20 protein-coding genes and 1 tRNA gene are annotated in these 18,173 nt (G+C 29.2%); 20 read left to right on the top strand and 1 reads right to left on the bottom strand.

Going from position 1 to position 18,173, the window contains the following annotated elements:
* The first annotated feature begins 102 nt into the window (after window positions 1–102).
* The 15 genes from X275_RS05270 to miaB all read left to right on the top strand — a co-directional run bounded on the left by X275_RS05270 (window position 103) and on the right by miaB (window position 12,597).
* Window positions 103–657 (top strand): TIGR03936 family radical SAM-associated protein, encoded by a 555-nt coding sequence (locus tag X275_RS05270; RefSeq protein WP_047267861.1) that lies wholly within the window; start codon window positions 103–105, stop codon window positions 655–657.
* Window position 658: 1 nt separating this feature from the next.
* A complete protein-coding gene (locus tag X275_RS05265; protein WP_047267860.1) occupies window positions 659–1,027 on the top strand; it encodes a response regulator transcription factor in 369 nt (122 codons plus the stop codon).
* Window positions 1,020–2,420 carry a PP2C family protein-serine/threonine phosphatase gene (locus X275_RS05260; RefSeq protein ID WP_047267859.1) on the top strand — a complete coding sequence of 467 codons (1,401 nt, stop codon included), beginning with the start codon at window positions 1,020–1,022 and terminating at the stop codon, window positions 2,418–2,420. The genes X275_RS05265 and X275_RS05260 overlap by 8 nt, the downstream gene beginning before the upstream one ends.
* 35 nt (window positions 2,421–2,455) lie before the next feature.
* Entirely contained in the window at window positions 2,456–3,208 is a 753-nt protein-coding gene (locus X275_RS05255; RefSeq protein ID WP_047265737.1) for a YebC/PmpR family DNA-binding transcriptional regulator, read from the top strand.
* 43 nt (window positions 3,209–3,251) lie between these two features.
* Window positions 3,252–4,025 carry a hypothetical protein gene (locus X275_RS05250; protein WP_156168696.1) on the top strand — a complete coding sequence of 258 codons (774 nt, stop codon included), beginning with the start codon at window positions 3,252–3,254 and terminating at the stop codon, window positions 4,023–4,025.
* A gap of 11 nt (window positions 4,026–4,036) precedes the next feature.
* Window positions 4,037–4,855 carry a CheR family methyltransferase gene (locus X275_RS05245; protein WP_047267857.1) on the top strand — a complete coding sequence of 273 codons (819 nt, stop codon included), beginning with the start codon at window positions 4,037–4,039 and terminating at the stop codon, window positions 4,853–4,855.
* A 1-nt stretch (window position 4,856) separates the two neighbouring features.
* The gene (gene lspA / locus X275_RS05240) at window positions 4,857–5,309 is read left to right on the top strand and encodes a signal peptidase II (RefSeq protein ID WP_047267856.1); all 453 of its coding nucleotides are present in this window, start codon (window positions 4,857–4,859) and stop codon (window positions 5,307–5,309) included.
* Window positions 5,291–6,205, top strand: a complete 915-nt coding sequence (locus X275_RS05235) for an RluA family pseudouridine synthase (protein ID WP_047267855.1) — start codon at window positions 5,291–5,293, stop codon at window positions 6,203–6,205. Before lspA ends, X275_RS05235 begins: the two co-directional genes overlap by 19 nt.
* Window positions 6,206–6,294: 89 nt before the next feature.
* Entirely contained in the window at window positions 6,295–6,849 is a 555-nt protein-coding gene (locus tag X275_RS05230) for a YceD family protein (RefSeq protein WP_047267854.1), read from the top strand.
* Between the two features lie 22 nt (window positions 6,850–6,871).
* Window positions 6,872–7,057 (top strand): 50S ribosomal protein L32, encoded by a 186-nt coding sequence (gene rpmF / locus X275_RS05225; protein ID WP_047265731.1) that lies wholly within the window; start codon window positions 6,872–6,874, stop codon window positions 7,055–7,057.
* Between the two features lie 2 nt (window positions 7,058–7,059).
* Window positions 7,060–8,049: a phosphate acyltransferase PlsX gene (gene plsX / locus X275_RS05220; RefSeq protein ID WP_047267853.1), complete on the top strand. Its 990-nt coding sequence runs from the start codon at window positions 7,060–7,062 to the stop codon at window positions 8,047–8,049.
* A gap of 12 nt (window positions 8,050–8,061) precedes the next feature.
* Window positions 8,062–9,888, top strand: a complete 1,827-nt coding sequence (gene glmS, locus X275_RS05215; RefSeq protein ID WP_047267852.1) for a glutamine--fructose-6-phosphate transaminase (isomerizing) — start codon at window positions 8,062–8,064, stop codon at window positions 9,886–9,888.
* 15 nt (window positions 9,889–9,903) lie between these two features.
* Complete coding sequence (rsfS, locus tag X275_RS05210; RefSeq protein WP_084825117.1) at window positions 9,904–10,263, top strand: ribosome silencing factor; 360 nt, start codon at window positions 9,904–9,906, stop codon at window positions 10,261–10,263.
* A 91-nt stretch (window positions 10,264–10,354) separates the two neighbouring features.
* Window positions 10,355–11,161 carry a 30S ribosomal protein S2 gene (rpsB, locus tag X275_RS05205; protein ID WP_047267851.1) on the top strand — a complete coding sequence of 269 codons (807 nt, stop codon included), beginning with the start codon at window positions 10,355–10,357 and terminating at the stop codon, window positions 11,159–11,161.
* Between the two features lie 86 nt (window positions 11,162–11,247).
* A complete protein-coding gene (miaB, locus tag X275_RS05200; protein WP_047267850.1) occupies window positions 11,248–12,597 on the top strand; it encodes a tRNA (N6-isopentenyl adenosine(37)-C2)-methylthiotransferase MiaB in 1,350 nt (449 codons plus the stop codon).
* A 47-nt stretch (window positions 12,598–12,644) separates the two neighbouring features.
* Here miaB and X275_RS05195 read toward each other — a convergent pair whose 3' ends face one another.
* On the bottom strand, window positions 12,645–13,535 hold the full coding sequence (locus tag X275_RS05195; RefSeq protein ID WP_047267849.1) for an HD-GYP domain-containing protein: 891 nt from the start codon (window positions 13,533–13,535) through the stop codon (window positions 12,645–12,647).
* A 371-nt stretch (window positions 13,536–13,906) separates the two neighbouring features.
* On the opposite strand from X275_RS05195, the gene X275_RS05190 reads away from it, so the two are divergent.
* The 5 genes from X275_RS05190 (at window position 13,907) to X275_RS05170 (ending at window position 18,168) form a co-directional block, all read left to right on the top strand.
* Window positions 13,907–13,981 (top strand) — tRNA-Thr (locus X275_RS05190).
* A 208-nt stretch (window positions 13,982–14,189) separates the two neighbouring features.
* On the top strand, window positions 14,190–15,140 hold the full coding sequence (gene tilS / locus X275_RS05185) for a tRNA lysidine(34) synthetase TilS (RefSeq protein ID WP_047267848.1): 951 nt from the start codon (window positions 14,190–14,192) through the stop codon (window positions 15,138–15,140).
* Window positions 15,127–17,013, top strand: a complete 1,887-nt coding sequence (gene ftsH, locus X275_RS05180; RefSeq protein ID WP_047267847.1) for an ATP-dependent zinc metalloprotease FtsH — start codon at window positions 15,127–15,129, stop codon at window positions 17,011–17,013. The genes tilS and ftsH overlap by 14 nt, the downstream gene beginning before the upstream one ends.
* A complete protein-coding gene (locus X275_RS05175) occupies window positions 16,988–17,410 on the top strand; it encodes a thioesterase family protein (RefSeq protein WP_156168694.1) in 423 nt (140 codons plus the stop codon). Before ftsH ends, X275_RS05175 begins: the two co-directional genes overlap by 26 nt.
* Before the next feature lie 26 nt (window positions 17,411–17,436).
* On the top strand, window positions 17,437–18,168 hold the full coding sequence (locus tag X275_RS05170; protein ID WP_047265723.1) for a response regulator transcription factor: 732 nt from the start codon (window positions 17,437–17,439) through the stop codon (window positions 18,166–18,168).
* The last annotated feature ends 5 nt before the right edge of the window (window positions 18,169–18,173 follow it).

Raw genomic sequence — 18,173 nt, 5'->3', positions numbered from 1 at the left:
AAATTCCTCCATTTAAAATGATTTTAATAAAAATAGTATATAATAATTTTTGCTTAATAATATTAACTCAAAAATATTATATCATATAATTGGAGTGAGTATATGAAATACCTTTTAAGGTTTAAAAAATTCGGAAAATCAGCGTATATTTCTCATAACGATACGTTAGAAGAGATAGAAAGAATGTTCAGACGTGCGAAAATAGATTTAGAATATACAAAAGGATATCATTCTAAGCCCAAATTAAGTATATCTCAGGCTGTGCCATTGGGATATATTAATAAAGCATTATTTGTTGTGTTGAATACAAAAAAAATATATAACTTTTCAAACTTTAACGATTATGTATCCGAAGGATTTAAATTAACAGAGTATAAAGAAGTAAAAGATAATTATAAATTGAAAATAGAATATTATTTGTTTAAAATATATATTTCCGAAAATTTATTTAAAAAATTCAATTTTGTATTACTGAATGATGAAAATATTAGAAATAAGTTTATAAATCTTGATATTGATAGAAATAAAAAAGGAATTTATGTGTTAAAATATAAACAGAAGTATAATAAGATATACAATATATGGAAAATTTTTAGTGAAGTTAAAGAAAGTTTTATATTTTATCCAATAGTTTATGATGCTGTTTGGGGGGATTAAATTGGGAAAGAAAATCTTAATTGTAGATGATTCTGATGTATTGAGAAAAATACTATCTTTTAATTTTAAAAAAGAAGGATTTGAGGTTCATGAAGCCAGAGATGGGGAAGAAGGGCTACAAAAAATAAAAGAATTGATACCTGATGCAGTGTGTCTCGATATTATGATGCCCAAAATGGATGGGTTTACAGTATTAAAAAAATTGAAGGAAGAAGGAATAAAATTACCAATATTGGTTTTAACAGCTAAAGGCGGAGAAGAAGATGAAAAACTTGCGCTGGCTTTAGGTGCATTTAAAGTGGCTACAAAACCTTTTAGTCCTAAAAATATTGTTGATATTATAAAACAGGTGGTGGCTGGAAATGGATAAAGCCACACAACATGGATTAGAAATTTATCATGAGTTAAATGATAGGGTAAATTATTATTCTGATGAACCTAAGACTCTGGAAGAGATTAGTAACCGTGTAAAAATTTTAATAGAGCAATTGTTTGAAGAAAGTGAAAATTATAGAATACAACTTGAGGAATTTTCTTTACAATTAGAGGCTCAGGTTGAAGAATTATCAAAATTATATGAAGAGTTAACAGCAGTATTAGATATAGGAAAAATACTTCATGAAACGCTTGATCCTAAAAAATCAATGGAAAAAATATTGGATAGAATAAAAGACATAATTTCTTTTGACGACATTATAGTTGGAGAATTTTCTGATTATCCTCCAGGGAAAGATTTTAGTATTTTGCATGCCGACTTTAATTTACTCGATTTTGAAGGAACTGTAGAGCTTATTGATTATCTGAATGCGGAAAAAAAAATTAAGCCTATGATATTCGAAAAACATCCAATAACCCACAAAGAGATACCGATAATGTTTATACCAATAGAATCAAGGATAAAAATATGGGGTTTTTTTCTTTTTTATGGCTCTAAAAATGGTATATTTACCGCTGGAAATAGAAAAATTATGGAATCTATTGCAGAGCAAATAGCGTTTAGTTATGATACTTTAGATTTTTTAAATAAAAAAATAGAGCAGGAAAAATTGGGAGAACAACTGAGAATAGCATCTGAAATACAAAAGTCGCTATTGCCGAAAAAAATTCCTGAATTTCAAGAAATTGATATTGAAGCGTTTTATAGACCGGCATATGATATAGGTGGAGACTATTATGATGTAGTAGATTTAGGAGAAAAAGTATTTATTGTATTGGCAGATGTTTCAGGAAAAAGTGTTCCTGCAGCATTGATTATGACATCATTTAGGTCTATTTTAAGACATGAATTGGAAAAAGAAAAGGATTTGGCAACTATAGTTTCTAATTTAAATAATTATATTTCCAGAGAAATTCCTCAAGATAGATTTGTAACAGCTATCTTTATGATGTTGGATTATAAAAATAAAAAGATAGAAATGATAAATTGTGGGCATAATCCTACACTAATATTGAAAGATGAAGAATTATTGACTTTTGATGCAGAATATATGCCAATAGGTATTATGGAAGGATTTGTCTTTGAAAGTCAAAACTTAACATATAATGAAAAAGTATATGTAGCATTATATACAGATGGAATAACTGAAGCTAGGAATGAAAAAAGCGAAGAATTTGAACTTGAAAGATTAATTGATATATTTGAAAAAAATAAGGACAAAAATTCAAAAGAAATTATTGATATAATAATAAAGAAATTAGATAAATTTGTAGGAAAAGCGTCTCAACATGATGATACAACATTGATGATAATAAAATCAAAATAATTTCAAAAAATGATTTTTAAAGGAGGTATTTTATTATGTCAGGTCATAACAAGTGGGCAAATATAAAACATAGGAAAGCAGCTCAAGACGCAAAAAGGTCAAAAATATTTACAAAGTTAATCAGAGAGTTAACGGTTGCTGCTAAAGAAGGTGGTGCAGATCCAGAATCAAATCCAAGATTAAGAACAGCCATAGAAAAAGCAAAAGAAGCTAATATGCCAAAAGATAAAATTGAGGCAGCTATAAAAAAAGGTGCAGGAGGTACAGATGCTGATTCATATGTTGAAATAATGTATGAAGGTTATGGGCCAGCAGGTGTTGCTATTATAATGAGAGCATTAACAGATAATAAAAATAGAGCAGCTCAGGAGGTAAGACATATTCTTTCAAAACATGGTGGAAGTTTAGCTGAAAGTGGTGCTGTTGCTTGGAATTTTGAAAGAAAAGCTATGATTGTAGTTCCTAAAGAAGAAGTGGCAGATTTGGATGAATTTATGATGGCAGCATTGGATGCTGGTGCAGAAGACGTTATAGAAGATGAAAATATTCAGGTTATAGCTTCTCCAGATGATATGGTTCAGGTTAGAGATGCTTTAAAAGATATGGGATATTCTGTGAAATCGAATTTGACATATATTCCAAAAACAACAGTTAAAGTTGCCGGATCAGATGCGGAAAAATTATTAAAATTGCTCGATGCATTGGAAGACAGTGATGATATTCAAGAGGTATTTGCAAATTTTGAAATTGATGATGCAGAAATGGAAAGATTAGCACAAAATATTTAATTAATAGGGGCTATATATGCCCCTTGTTTTTAAAGGTGAGTTGATGAAAAAAAACTTATTAATATTATGGATATTTTTAAGTACTATTACTTTTTCAAATAATATAAATGTATCTTATATGAATAATGGAGATATAAAAGTAGATTATAATTTTGATTTTGAGGCAACGAATTTATATGTTGCAAGTATTTCGTTTTTTGTAAATTTAACTCCATTGAGTACTAATTCTATAAATGTTTCTAGTTTAGAAGAAATATTAAATTATTTAAGATTTTATCAACCTGGATTTAGTATAAATTACAAATATAAAAATAATTTTTTTTATGATCCATATTATTTCACATGGTCAAATGATTCGTTTATAATATCTTTTGAAAAAGCATATTTTGATTATCCTGTATCTTATGTAGTTTCAAATGGTATGGCTGGAATAACTTTAAAAAAGGAATCGAATAAATATTTTTACTGGATAAATATATACGATTTTTCCCAAACGGCAATGGGTTATTATTTTGGGGATAAGATAAAAATAGGTTTTTTTATTGATACATTAAATAAAGAATATGATTATGGTACATTCCTGTCTATATTTAATAGTATAATAACAATATCAAAGAAAAAAGTGTACTTTATAATATTAGATAAAAATGTAAATATTTATTTTGAATTTAAAAGTAATAAAAATATAGTTAGAAGTAATATATTTAGAAAAAGAGAAAATAATTTTGAATTTAATATACCGATAATAAGGGATAATATATATGTTATAATAAATTCGAAAAAAACTATAGGGATAAAATTTAATCTAAAATTTTAGGAGGAGTTATTATGGATGAAAAAAGTTTGTACTCATCACCGTATGATGATAAAGAGTATATGTGGTTATTGGATAATATTGCAAGTCACTTTCAGCTTGATTTGAGAGGTTATAAACAACATAGAGTAAGAAGAAGAATAGATATGATAATGAGAAAATATACATATAATAGTTATAAGAAATACTTTGAAGATTTGAAAAACAATCCAAAATTATGGGATGAGTTTCTTGATAAATTAACGATAAACGTTACAGAATTTTTTAGAAATCCAGAAAAATGGAATTATCTGAAAAAAAATATTCTTCCAAAGGTATTGAAAGAAAGAGGAACAAAAACTAAAATATGGAGTGCTGGTTGTTCAACAGGTGAAGAGCCCTATACGCATGCAATAATACTTGAAGAATTAAAAGCTCCTAAAAATATAAAAGTTTTGGCGACAGATCTTGATAGATTTGTTATTCAAAAGGCGAAAAAAGGTATATATTCAGATAGGTCCATGGTAAATGTTCCTGAAGATATAAGAAAAAAGTATTTTAAAAAATTGGATAATAATACATACGAAGTTTTACCATTAATAAAAAGCAGAGTGATATTTAAACAGCATAATCTTTTAATGGATAAATTTGAAAAAGATATAGATATTATTTCCTGTAGGAATGTGGTTATTTACTTTGATATGGATGCAAAAAATAAATTATATAAGAATTTTGCAAATTCTTTAAGAAAAGGCGGAGTATTATTCGTCGGTTCTACAGAAAGAATATTTAATTATAAATCTTTAGGATTGGAAGTAATAGAACCATTTTTCTATCAAAAAGTGAGTGATTAATTTGGATTGGTTAATTCCAATTATATTGATAATAGACCAAATTTCTAAAAGATTAGCACAGGATTTTTTAAAAGGAAAGACGATTCATATTATAGGAGATTTTTTAACTTTATCTTATGTAACCAATACAGGTATAGCTTTTGGAATATTTCGGGGTTATGCTTTTTTGCATGGAATATTAGCAACGTTTGTCGTGACTTTCATTTATATTTATAGAAAAAAACATCTGGAGAAAAATAAATCTATGCTATTTGATATTTCAATCACTTTTATCATAGGTGGAGCATTGGGGAATATTTATGATAGAGTTAGAATTGGATATGTTGTAGATATGTTTAATGTTAAATATTTTTCTGTTTTTAATGTTGCAGATTCTTTTGTAACAATTGGAGGAGTTTTATTAGCTATATATTATTGGCGAAGGAGTAAGAATTCGTGGAAGAAAACTTTTTAGTAACGAATAGAGAAAATGGCTGGAGATTGGATAAATTTGTAGTTGAGAAGGTTCCAGACTGGATATCGAGAAATTATGTTCAAAAAGCGATAAAACAAGGACAAATAATAGTAAATGGTGAATTAAAAAAGCCTGCTTATAAAATAAAATCTGGAGAGATTGTATCAATTGAAGTGCCGGATAAACCTCCTATAATAGAGGTAATGCCAGAAAAAATACCGCTAAATGTAATATATGAAGATAAAGATATTATAGTTATTAATAAACCTCCAGATATGATAGTTCATCCTGTTTTTAATAAAGTAAGCGGAACATTGGTAAATGCATTACTATATCATTGTAAAGATTTGCAGGGAATTGGTGGAGAAGTTCGCCCGGGAATCGTACATAGATTGGATAAAAATACATCTGGAGTAATAATTGTAGCCAAGAATGACCTTGCTCAGCAATCTTTAAGTTCTCAATTTAAAGATAGAAAAACCAAAAAAACATACATAGCTTTGGTAAAAGGGATTCTAAAACAAAAATATGGAGAAATAAATGCTCCAATTGCAAGACATCCACAAATTCGTATAAAAATGGCTGTTGTTCCAGGAGGGAAAGATTCTATTACAATATATAAGATAATAAAGGAATTCAAAGATGCATCGCTTGCCTGGGTAAATTTGAAAACCGGAAGGACACATCAAATTAGGGTACATTTTAAACATATTGGACATCCGTTGCTTGGTGATGAAGTATATGGAAGCGTAGATTTAAAACATGGCATAAATAGACAGATGCTTCATGCATTGAAACTGGGAGTATTTCATCCAAGAACAGATAAATGGATGGAATTTATAGCGCCTATTCCACATGATTTTAAAGAAGCATTAAAGAAGTTATCGGATGAATGAAATCTTTTTTGAAAAAATAACAGAAAATTAACATACTCTTGTTATATATTAAAAGATATTGTCGTAAAATAAAGCGCGAGGTGTTTTTTATGTTGAATGATAATTTAAGAGATCAAAAATTAATATATGATCTTGATAAAATAGAAGAAAAAGAAAATTTTATTTTTGAATTAAATTGGAAAAAAATTGATACACCTGAAGGAATAGTTGATATAACTTCACCAATAAATTTAGATTTTTATATTGAAAAGAATTCAGAAGGTTTCTTATTAAAAGGTAGTGCAATGACAAAAGTCAAATTACAATGTTCCAGATGTTTAAAAGAATTTGAGCAACAAATTAAAGGTGAAATAGAAGCTTTTTATATTTCTAAATCTATGGAGAGTTTATACATAAAAAGTGAAAGGCTGGAAACGCTGGATAATATCATTTTTTTCTCTGAAGAAAAAATAGATATAACAGATAGAATTATCGAGTCAATATTAATGGAGATTCCAGAAAAACCATTATGTAAGGTTGATTGTAAAGGATTATGTCCTATTTGTGGAGTAGATTTAAATGAAAATCCAGATCATAAGCATGACGAAGAATATATAGATCCAAGATTTGAAAAATTATTGAACTTATTTAAAGAAGAAAAATAATAACTTTTAGGAGGGATTATAAATGGCTGTACCAAAGCAAAAAACTTCAAGAGCAAGAACACATAGAAGAAGAGCAGCAAACTTATACAGAGCAATTAAAGTAAATGTTTCAAAATGTCCAAATTGTGGTGAACCAAAACTCCCCCATAGAGTATGTTTAAACTGTGGATATTATAATGGAAAACAGATATTGGAAATAGGAGAATAAGAATGCCAGAAAAGGCCAGGATAGGCTTAGATTTATTTGGTGGAGATAACGCGCCCATGTCTAATTTAGAGGGCGCGATTTTTGCTTTAAAAAATAATTTAATAGATGAAGTGCATTTAATTGGGGGAGAAGAAAATCTTAGAAATAAGATTCCAGAAAATTTGCATAATAAAATAAAATTTATAAAAGCTGAAAATTCAGTCGATAATCATACAAAACCCACAGAGGTATTAAAATTAAAAAACAGTTCGATTTATATAGGAAATGAAATGATGAAAAAAGGGCAATTGGATGCTTTTGTAAGTGCAGGAAATACTGGGGCATTGCTTGCAGCAGGAACGTTTGTCACAGGACGTATTGAAGGAATTGATAGACCTGCTCTGGTTATACCATTGCCTGGTAAAAATGGTCCGAGAGTTCTTGTGGATGGCGGAGCTAATGCAGAGCTTAAACCGGCACATTACATATCTCTTGCAAAAGAGGGAATAGCTTTTGCTAAATTTTTGGGTAAAAAAAATCCTAAAGTTCATATATTGAATATAGGTACTGAAGAAACAAAGGGGACAAAGATAGTAAAAGATGCTGCAGAGTTTTTGAAAAAAGATGATAAGATAAATTATGCAGGATTTATTGAAGGAAGAAATATATTTGATGAAAATGTGGATGTTATAGTAACTGATGGGTTTACAGGCAATAATATATTAAAAACAATTGAAGGAACTGCTTATTATATCCTATCGGAATTGAAAAGAGAGGTTTCAAATGGAGGAATATTCACCAAAATAGGAGCAATGTTAATGAAAAATTCCTTAAAAGGATTAAAAAAAAGCCTTGATTATAGACAATATGGTGGAACCTTTTTTCTGGGAATAAACGGTATTTTAGTTAAAGCTCATGGTTCCTCAGATTCTGAGGCCATTTCTAATGCGCTTTTTGTAGCGAATAAAGCTGTTAAAGATAAAATAATAGATAAGATTAAAGATATGTTATAGGAGGAAAAAACAATGTGTGGAATTGTGGGATTGGTCGGGAAAAAAGATGTTAAGGTAAAGGATATTATTTCTGGATTGCAAAAATTAGAATATAGAGGGTATGATTCAGCGGGAATTGCTTTCTCAAAAAATGAACATATAGAATTAATAAAAGCAACAGGAAAAATTTCGAATTTAAAGGATGAACTCAATGATAGAATGAATACGAATATTCACATTGGTATAGCACATACAAGGTGGGCAACACATGGTGGAGTTACAGATTTGAATGCGCACCCTCATACTGACTGTACTGGAAAAATAGCATTGGTTCACAACGGGATAATTGAAAATTTTCAAGAATTAAGAAAAGAATTAATAGAAAAAGGGCATAAGTTTAAATCCGAAACAGATACAGAAGTAATTGCTCATCTAATAGAGGAGTATTATGATGGAGATCTGTTTAAATCTGTATTATCGGCTATAAAAAGATTAGATGGTGCTTATGCGATAGGAGTAATTCATACAGATGAGAAAAAAATTGTATCTGTAAGGAAAGGAAGTCCACTTGTTGTAGCATATAATGAAGATTATGCATTATTAGCCTCTGATATAACTCCATTGATAAAATATACTAAAGATGTATATTTTATGAATGATAATGAAATAGCTTTATTGGAAGCTGGAAAAATTGAATTTTATAATATAGATGGCGAAAAAATAGAAAAGAGTCCAACACATATAGATTGGGATGAACAGGCAGCGGAAAAAAGCGGATACGAGCATTTTATGCTAAAAGAAATGAATGAGCAACCAGAAGCATTAAAATCAGCGATAACTGGAAGAATAAAGAATGGAAAACCTATAATCTCAGAGATAAATAATCTTAAGAAATTTATAAAAAATGATTTAGAAAAAATATTTATAGTTGCATGTGGTACAAGCTATCATGCGGGAATGACATTTAAATATTTTATGAATAAATATTCCAGAATAAGTGTAGATATAGAAGTAGCTTCTGAATTCAGATATATGAATCCTCATGTAGATCAAAATACATTGGTATTGGCAATATCTCAGTCAGGTGAAACAATAGATACATTGGAAGGTATAAGAATAGCTAAAGAAAAAGGAGCAAAAGTAATAACAATAAGTAATGTTTTTGGATCGACAATACCAAGAGAATCTCATGGCGCTATATATATGAATACAGGTCCTGAAATTGGAGTAGCAGCTACTAAAACATACACAGCACAAATAGCTATATTGTACGCTTTGGGAGCTAAAATAATAGAATTAACTGATGGGTTGAATGATGAAATAGAATCAATATTAAAAGGCATAGAAGAGATGCCGGAAATATACAAAAAGGTGTTAAAGTTAAATGAGAAAATAAAGGGATTAGCCAGAGAATATTCGAATTATCAGCATATGATGTATATTGGTAGAGGATTTGGATATCCTACAGCTTTAGAAGGAGCTTTGAAATTGAAAGAAATAAGCTATATACATGCTGCCGGCTATCAGGCAGGAGAGTTAAAGCATGGTCCTATAGCATTGTTAGATGAACAGTTCCCTGTGTTTGCAATAATTCCGAAGGATTCACTTTATGAAAAAATGAAATCAAATTTAATGGAATCAAAAGCAAGGAATGCTAATATAATAGCTATTAGTACAGAAGGAAACGATGAGATTAAGCATTTAACAGATGAATATATATTGGTTCCAAAAACACATGAAGCATTATATCCTCTGGTTATGGCTCCTGTTATCCAATTGTTTGCTTATAATGTTGCGGTATTAAGAAAGTTAGATCCAGATAAACCCAGAAATTTGGCGAAAAGTGTTACAGTAGAGTAATGGAGGTGAAAATTAGTGGATATAAAATCAGAGGAGGAAATATTTGAAATTACTAAAGAAATAGTTAAAATATTAGATGAAAAAGATGGAATAAATATAAAAGTTTTAAATATGAAAAATTCTCCTTTACTTGTTGATTATTTTGTTATAGTGACAGGAAATTCTGAAACACACTTAAACGCATTAAGAGATGCAGTAGTAGAGAAATTTAAAGAGAAAAAACATGAATTATTGTATTATGATAAAGATAAAGGTTATGAATGGCTTATAGTTGATGGTGGAAGCATAATTGTTCATATTTTTACGAAAAATGCAAGAGAGTTTTATGATTTAGAAAATTTATGGAGCGAAGTAGAAAGAATAAAAATCAATTAACCTCACACACCGTTATGTAGTTTCCTCGGTGCCCGTTAGGGTCGGAAACGTAATGCGGTGGAGGTAAAAACCAAAATATGGAGGTGTTGGCATGTCGGTTATTAGTATGAAACAATTGTTAGAAGCAGGAGTACATTTTGGACACAGAACAAGAAGATGGAATCCAAAAATGAAACCGTATATTTTTACAGAAAGAAAGGGTATTTACATTATTGATTTACAAAAATCATTAAAGGCAGTAGAAGAAGCATATGAATTTGTTAGAGAACAATCAGCAGAAGGTAAAGTAATTTTATTTGTTGGAACAAAAAAACAGGCTCAACAAATTATTGCTGAAGAAGCAAAAAGAGCTGGAGCTTATTATGTAAATAACAGATGGTTAGGTGGATTATTAACAAATTTCCCAACAATAAAAAAGAGAATTAAAAAATTAGAAGAATTAGATGAATTTGTAAATTCGGAAGAATTTGAAAGTCTACCTAAAAAAGAACAGAGTAAAATCAAAAAAGTATATGAAAAACTGGATAAAAACCTTGGTGGATTAAGAGGAATGAAGAAAATTCCAGATTTATTATTCTTAATTGATCCAAGAAAAGAACAAATAGCTGTTGCAGAAGCAAACATGTTAGGACTTCCTGTTATAGCTTTGGTGGATACAAACTGTGATCCTGATCCAATCGATATTGTAATACCGGGTAACGATGATGCAATTAGAGCTATAAAGTTAATAACATCTAAAATTGCAGATGCTTATATAGAAGGTAGAGAAGGTCTGATGGGAAATGACGAAACACCAGAAATAGAAGATGAAGAAGTAATAGATGCAGTTGAAGAAGTAACAAAAGCTAAAGTAGAAGCTGAAGAAAAATATGGTGAAGTAGTTGAAGAAGAAGAATAATAATTCATTATTAATAAATCCCGGAGTAATCCGGGATTTATTAATAGTTTAAAAAATAAAACATAAGTTTATTTGGAGGTGTAAAAGTGAAATTTTACATAAAAACATTCGGATGTCAGATGAATGTGAATGAATCAGAAATTATGACAGGTATTTTAGAAAAAGAAGGCTTCGAATGGACAGAAAATCCACAAGAAGCAGATTTTATAATATTAAATAGTTGTGCCGTTAGGGAAAAGGCCGAACATAAGCTTTATGGAGCTATTGGTCACTATGAAAAAATAAAGAGAAAAAATAAAAATCTTATTATTGGTGTAGGTGGATGTGTTGCAGAAAAAGAGAGGTCAGAAATTTTAAAAAGATTCCATGGTGTGGATTTTGTTTTTGGAACAAGAAATTATATGGAAATAAAGGAATTATATTTAAGGGCAAAAAATGGAAAAAGATTTGCAGATTTTAGTGATAAATTTGAAGAGATAAGAGCAGATTTGCCAAAACATCCATATAGTAAACATCATGGTTGGATAAATATTATATATGGGTGCAATAAATATTGTACATACTGTATAGTTCCATATACAAGGCATCTTGAAAAGAGTAGACCTATAGAAGATATTATAAAAGAAGTAGAATATTATAATGATAAAAATTATAGAGAAATTACATTTTTAGGACAAAATGTTGATTCTTATGGTAAAGATTTTGGAGACGGAAAACCGAAGTTAGATATATTAATTAAAGAGGCTTCAAAATTTGATTCGATAAAAAGAATATGGTTTTTAACGTCATACCCTACAGATATAACAGATAGATTAATAAATGAGGTAGCAAATAATGAAAAAGCAGCTAAAAATTTTCATTTACCCGTTCAAGCTGGTAGTGATAATATTCTAAAAAAGATGAATAGAAGATATACAAAAGAATTTTATCTGGAATTAATAAAGGATATAAAAAGTAGAGTTCCAAATGTAACAATATCAGGAGATATTATTGTAGGATTTCCCGGTGAAACAGATGAGGATTTTATGGAAACAGTGGATTTGATAAAAAAAGTTAGATATGAAAGATTGAATATAGCAGAATATTCGCCACGTGAAGGCACAATATCAGCAAAATATTACGAAGATGATATACCTAAAAAAATTAAAAATAAGAGATTTCAATATCTTATGAATATACAGAAACAAATAAATCATGAAGAAAATGAGAAATATTTAAATAAAACAGTAATGGTGATTCAGGAAAATAAAATAAAATCAGGAGCATATTTGGGAAGGACAATAAATAATAAAGTGGTGATATTTAAAAGTGATGAAAATATGATTGGGAAATTTGTTAAAATAAAAATTAATAAAATATCAGCAGGCCCATTATATGGAGAAATTATAGCAACTGAAAAAGACAGTGATTTTAACACTATAAAATACTACATATAATATATAAAAGACCGCTATGCGGTCTTTTATATATTATATATAGTCGATTATATAAATTTTTCTTTTGATAAAAAGTCCTTTAAGAAGTTAGCAAACTCCTTTCCAAGAATGGGATCAAATTTTTTTCCTAAATTAAAAATTATATAATCAATAGCTTCATCTGGTGATAATATGCCAAAATGTTCGGAAGTAGCGGTATGTGTAGCCCAATCAAACCAGTCAATAATGCCTATAAATCTTGCAAAATATGGAATTTTTTCTCCTTTTAAATGATCAGGATAACCCGTTCCATCCCAGTGTTCATGATGTGATCTAACAACATCCATAGCATACCATAATTCTCTTCTATTTGCCAGAAATACAGAACCAGCAACAGTATGTTCGAGGTCCCATTCTTCAAGATCGAATACACGTGTTTTTGAAAAAAGCATTAATTGTTCTATTCCTATTCTTCCAACATCATGAAGCATGGCTAAATCATAAATAAGATTGATCTCTTCTTCTGTTTTACCCAAATATTCAGCAAATTTTTTAGAATAAAATGCAACTCTTTGAGTATGACTCATACTACTTTTCTTATCTTCGACTTCAAATAGAACTATTAAATTTTTGATGAATTCAGCGATTTCTTTCCTCTTTTCTTCTAATAAATATAAAAGATTAAATGGTTCTTCTTTAAAAATCTTTGATAGTAATTTTAATAATAAAATTTGAAAATTTTCAATTGAAAAATCGAATATTGAAATGATTTTACCATTTTCAATTAAACTTAATTGTTCATTATCCAATAAAATATAAGGTTTTTCAATTTTTTCTTTTTTATTTGATATTATAATTTCTGCATTGTCTTTATTTTCCATATAATCAAAAGAAAAAATATTTAATAAACCTTTTGATAAATTTGTAGAATCAAAAATCTTATATTTTTCAAATGGCATAAAAAATTCCACCTCCATAAAAATCTTTTTGATTTGCTATTTTGCTTTAAAATTTATAATATATATTTTTTTTATTTTGAATATAGTATATTAATACGATGTCTAAAAAGTCAAATTCACTCAGACAGCGATTATCCTTAAAATTATTTATTCTCAGCCGTCGCTCAAACAATACATCGTGTATTGTTTCGCGGCATTACATCCATGTAATTTTGACGGCATCCATTCATAATTTTAAGGGCAATCTTCGAGTCTTCGTTTCATTTGAGGCTTTTTAGATAGTCTAGTATATTAAATTATATCATAATATTTTAAAAAAACCCCCTTGACAATTTTAAAATTAAAATATATAATATTCTCTGGTATTAATTGCCGGTGTAGCTCAACGGTAGAGCGGCTCATTCGTAATGAGTAGGTTGGGGGTTCGAGTCCCTTCACCGGCTCCAGAAGATTCTCCATGCGGAGAATCTTTTTTATTTTTAAAGATTAAATCCTAAAACACTTAACAATATTTTATTTATTTAGGAAGCCAATATTTTTATATAATTTTTGTGTTTTCGTTTATTTGGCTTTTTGGCATTTTAAACTATATTGCTTCGGAAAAATTTTAAAAATATGTTATAATTATTTAAGAAAAAGATTGGGGATGTGAAAATGAAATTGGAGTATGAAGTATTAAGGTTTATAAGAAAATATAATATGTATGAAAGTGGAGATAGAGTTTTATTAGGGGTTTCTGGTGGTAGGGATTCAATGGTGATGATGGACATATTATTTAAATTAAAGGATAATTTAAATATTTCTCTCGGAGTTGCCCACTTTAATCATTCTTTGAGAAAAAATGCTGATGACGAAGAATTATTTGTAAAAAGAGAATGTAGAAAAAGAAGTCTGCCATTTTATTCTAAAAAAATGGATGTAGGAAACTATGCGAAAGATAATAAAATTGGAATTGAAGAGGCAGCAAGGAAATTGAGATATGAATTTTTCAATGAAATATTAGAGTCAAAAATGTATAACAAAATAGCCATTGCTCATTATTCAAAAGATTTGTCAGAAACTGTAGTGTATAGATTGATCAAAGGTACAGGTATTTTTGGTATAGGAGGTGTATTACCTGTATACAAAAATGTTACAAGACCGATATTAAGTTTAAATTTTGAAAATCTGGAAAAATATGTTACAATTAACAATGTTAAATATGTTATCGATGAATCCAATTTTGATACAAAATATGCGAGAAATAAAATAAGGCATGAAATATTACCTAAGATGAAGGAAATAAATGAAAAGTATGAGGATGCAATTTTTAGATTTGCAGAAATAACCTGGGAATATAGATATTTTCTCAACGAAATTTATAAAGAGCGCGTTCAGAGAGAAAACGAAGAGTATAAGTTTATATTAGAAAATGATTTTCTAGATAAAGAGATATTAAGAATGATTTTCTTAGATTTAAATGAGTTACCCCCGTCTAAAAAAGAAGTTGAGAAAATATTATATATGAAAACAAAAGGAAAAAGAAAAATTAATAATATATTATTAAAAAAAGAAAAGAATATGCTTTATATATTAAAGGAGGTAAAATCTCTTGGCGGAAAATAAAGGACCAAATAGTAATAATAGAAAAAGGTTGCTTGGGATTATAGCTGTTTATTTTGTTATAGGTCTTATAATATTTTTTATTATTAGAGGAATGACAGTAGATACAACAAGCTTGACTATTAGTTATACGCAGTTTATTGATTTAATAGAACGAGGTAGAGTATCAAAAGTTTTAGTAAAAGATACAGGTAATATAAACATAAAAACTATTGATGGACAAACATATGAATTGTTTGCACCTGTTGTATTAAGGGATTCAAACCTTGTTAATAAGTTAATAGAAAAAAATATAGAAGTGGATTTTAAGCAGGATGTTACGTCTGGATGGTTATATGGAATTTTAAGTTATGTGATTCCATTTATTATATTGATTTTTTTATGGATGATTATGTTGAGACCATTAACCGGTCGAGGACCGCAGGGAATGAATTTTACAAAAAGTCCTGCGAGAAAATATGATCCTGAAAAAGAAAGAATAACCTTTAATGATGTTGCTGGTGTGAATGAAGCGAAAGAAGAACTGGAAGATATAGTTAAATTTTTAAAAAATCCACAGGCGTTTAATAAAATGGGTGCTAGAATGCCAAAGGGAATTTTGTTAGTTGGTCCTCCGGGAACAGGAAAAACTTTAATAGCAAGAGCAGTTGCAGGCGAAGCGAAGGTTCCGTTTTTCTATATTAGTGGTTCTGATTTTGTAGAATTATTTGTGGGTGTTGGTGCTGCAAGGGTTAGAGATTTATTTGCACAGGCTAAAGCAAATGCACCAGCTATCATATTTATAGATGAAATTGATGCAGTTGGAAGGCAAAGAGGTGCAGGTTTAGGTGGAGGACATGATGAAAGGGAACAAACATTAAATCAATTGCTTGTTGAAATGGATGGTTTTGATCCTCGAGTTGGAATAGTTATAATGGCAGCAACAAATAGACCAGATATTTTAGATAAAGCATTACTTAGACCTGGAAGGTTTGATAAGAAAGTTATTCTGGATATGCCTGATGTGAAAGGTCGAGAGCAAATTTTAAAAATACATATGCGTGGGAAACCAATATCTCCAAATATTGATATTGAAGTATTAGCAAGAAGGACTCCAGGCTTTTCAGGGGCAGATCTTGAAAATTTAATAAATGAAGCCGCTTTGCTCGCTGCAAGAAAAGGCAAAACTATTATAGATATGAATGAATTAGAAGAAGCTATAGACAGGGTAATTGCCGGTCCAGCAAGAAAAAGCAGGGTTATTTCTGATAAAACAAGAAAAATTATTGCTTATCATGAATTGGGACATGCTATTGTAGGGGCTTTATTACCAAATGCAGATCCAGTACATAAAGTTACAATAGTTCCAAGAGGGCATCAAGCTTTGGGATTTACACTTCAATTGCCACTGGAAGATAAATATCTTATGACAAAAGAAGAAATTCTTGATAGAATAACTGGGATTTTAGGCGGAAGAGCAGCTGAAGAGCTGGTATTTAATCAAATAACAAGTGGAGCAGCAAATGATTTACAAAAAGCTACAGAATATGCAAAAATTATGATACTAAAATTTGGTATGAGTGAAAGATTAGGACCAGTTGCATGGGGTGCAGAAGAGGAAGAAGTATTTCTTGGTAAAGAATTAGCTAAAATGAAAAATTATAGTGAAGAAACCGCAAATGAAATTGATAATGAAATAAAAAGAATTATAATTGAATCATATGAAAAAGCCAAAGGAATATTAGAAGAAAATATTGATAAATTACATTCAATAGCAAAAGTACTACTTGAAAAAGAAACTTTAAGTGGTGACGAATTAAATGAATTATTAGGAAAAAATGAAGATACCTCAATTAAGGAGGCGAATAATGATGGAGGTGAGCTGGGGGAAAGTTAAAGAACTTGAAGGAAAAGAATTCAACTATTCTTTTAGTGTTAATGATGAAGGTTTTTTATGGTCGGAAAAAGAAGATTATAAAGATTTTAATTTATTATCTACTACAGCGTTACTTGAGGAATTGTTTAGAGCATCAACTGAATTATTAGAACCATATATCCCAAATCATGTGGCTGTAGTATCTTCGGCAAGAATAAATCATATAGCACCAACTCCGTATGGATTTAAAGTTTTTATGAAAATAAAAGTAATTTATGTAAAAGAAAATAAGATCAAATTTTTCGCCGAAGTATATGATGAAATGGAAAAGATTGCCGAAGCAGAATTTAAAAAGGTTATAGTAAATAGAATAGCTCTAAAGAGAAGAACAAATGAGAAATCATCAAAAATAATTTAATGTATATTTTGAAAGGAGGAACAAAAATGGGTAAAAAAGTTATTATGATCATTGAAGATGATCCAGCTATTTCCGAAATGCTTAATTTTAACCTAACAAAAGAAGGTTATGATGTAGTATTGGCTTCTGATGCAGATGAGGCGGTTAAAATGATTGAAGAAAAAGAGGTGGATTTCTTTATTGTTGATATTATGTTACCAGGTTCTATGGATGGATTTGATTTCATTAGAACTGTTAAGAGCAATGAAAAATTCAAAAGTGCTCCAGTATTAATTTTAAGTGCTAAAGATGATCCAGCTGATAAAGTTGCAGGTTTAGAATTAGGAAGTGATGATTATGTAACTAAACCATTTAATGTAAGAGAATTAATTGCCAGAATAAAGTCCATATTTAGAAGACAACAGCAAGCAATGCAAATTAAAGAAGAAGGCCCAAAAAAGATTATAGCAAAGGATCTGGAGATAGATACTGAGAGATATGAAGTTTTAATCAGAGGTAATCCAGTAGAATTAACTCCTTTGGAATTTGAGCTATTGACATTCCTTGCAAAAAATGAAGGTAAAGTATTTAGCAGAGATGTATTACTCGATAAATTATGGGGATATGATTACTTTGGAGATACAAGAACGGTAGATGTACATATTAGAAGATTAAGAACCAAAATCGAAGAGGATCCATCAAATCCAAAGTACATTATAACAGTTAGAGGAAAAGGTTATAAATTTAGAGATCCTGGAAAAGAAAAGCTAGATTACTAAAAATA

The sequence above is a fragment of the Marinitoga sp. 1197 genome (genome assembly GCF_001021165.1).
GTDB lineage: Bacteria > Thermotogota > Thermotogae > Petrotogales > Petrotogaceae > Marinitoga.
The sequence above is the reverse complement of the archived record's forward strand: the minus strand, read 5'-3'. Positions and strand labels throughout refer to the sequence as shown.

Excerpts from the sequence above, each read along its gene's own strand:
- X275_RS05260 (WP_047267859.1), top strand. The coding sequence starts at position 1,020 with ATGGATAAAGCCACACAACATGGATTAGAAATTTATCATGAGTTAAAT.
- X275_RS05270 (WP_047267861.1), top strand. The coding sequence starts at position 103 with ATGAAATACCTTTTAAGGTTTAAAAAATTCGGAAAATCAGCGTATATT.
- X275_RS05195 (WP_047267849.1), bottom strand. The coding sequence starts at position 13,535 with ATGCCATTTGAAAAATATAAGATTTTTGATTCTACAAATTTATCAAAA.
- tilS (WP_047267848.1), top strand. The coding sequence starts at position 14,190 with ATGAAATTGGAGTATGAAGTATTAAGGTTTATAAGAAAATATAATATG.
- X275_RS05170 (WP_047265723.1), top strand. The coding sequence starts at position 17,437 with ATGGGTAAAAAAGTTATTATGATCATTGAAGATGATCCAGCTATTTCC.
- plsX (WP_047267853.1), top strand. The coding sequence starts at position 7,060 with ATGCCAGAAAAGGCCAGGATAGGCTTAGATTTATTTGGTGGAGATAAC.
- X275_RS05230 (WP_047267854.1), top strand. The coding sequence starts at position 6,295 with ATGTTGAATGATAATTTAAGAGATCAAAAATTAATATATGATCTTGAT.
- glmS (WP_047267852.1), top strand. The coding sequence starts at position 8,062 with ATGTGTGGAATTGTGGGATTGGTCGGGAAAAAAGATGTTAAGGTAAAG.
- X275_RS05245 (WP_047267857.1), top strand. The coding sequence starts at position 4,037 with ATGGATGAAAAAAGTTTGTACTCATCACCGTATGATGATAAAGAGTAT.
- rpmF (WP_047265731.1), top strand. The coding sequence starts at position 6,872 with ATGGCTGTACCAAAGCAAAAAACTTCAAGAGCAAGAACACATAGAAGA.
- X275_RS05250 (WP_156168696.1), top strand. The coding sequence starts at position 3,252 with ATGAAAAAAAACTTATTAATATTATGGATATTTTTAAGTACTATTACT.
- X275_RS05255 (WP_047265737.1), top strand. The coding sequence starts at position 2,456 with ATGTCAGGTCATAACAAGTGGGCAAATATAAAACATAGGAAAGCAGCT.
- X275_RS05175 (WP_156168694.1), top strand. The coding sequence starts at position 16,988 with ATGGAGGTGAGCTGGGGGAAAGTTAAAGAACTTGAAGGAAAAGAATTC.
- rpsB (WP_047267851.1), top strand. The coding sequence starts at position 10,355 with ATGTCGGTTATTAGTATGAAACAATTGTTAGAAGCAGGAGTACATTTT.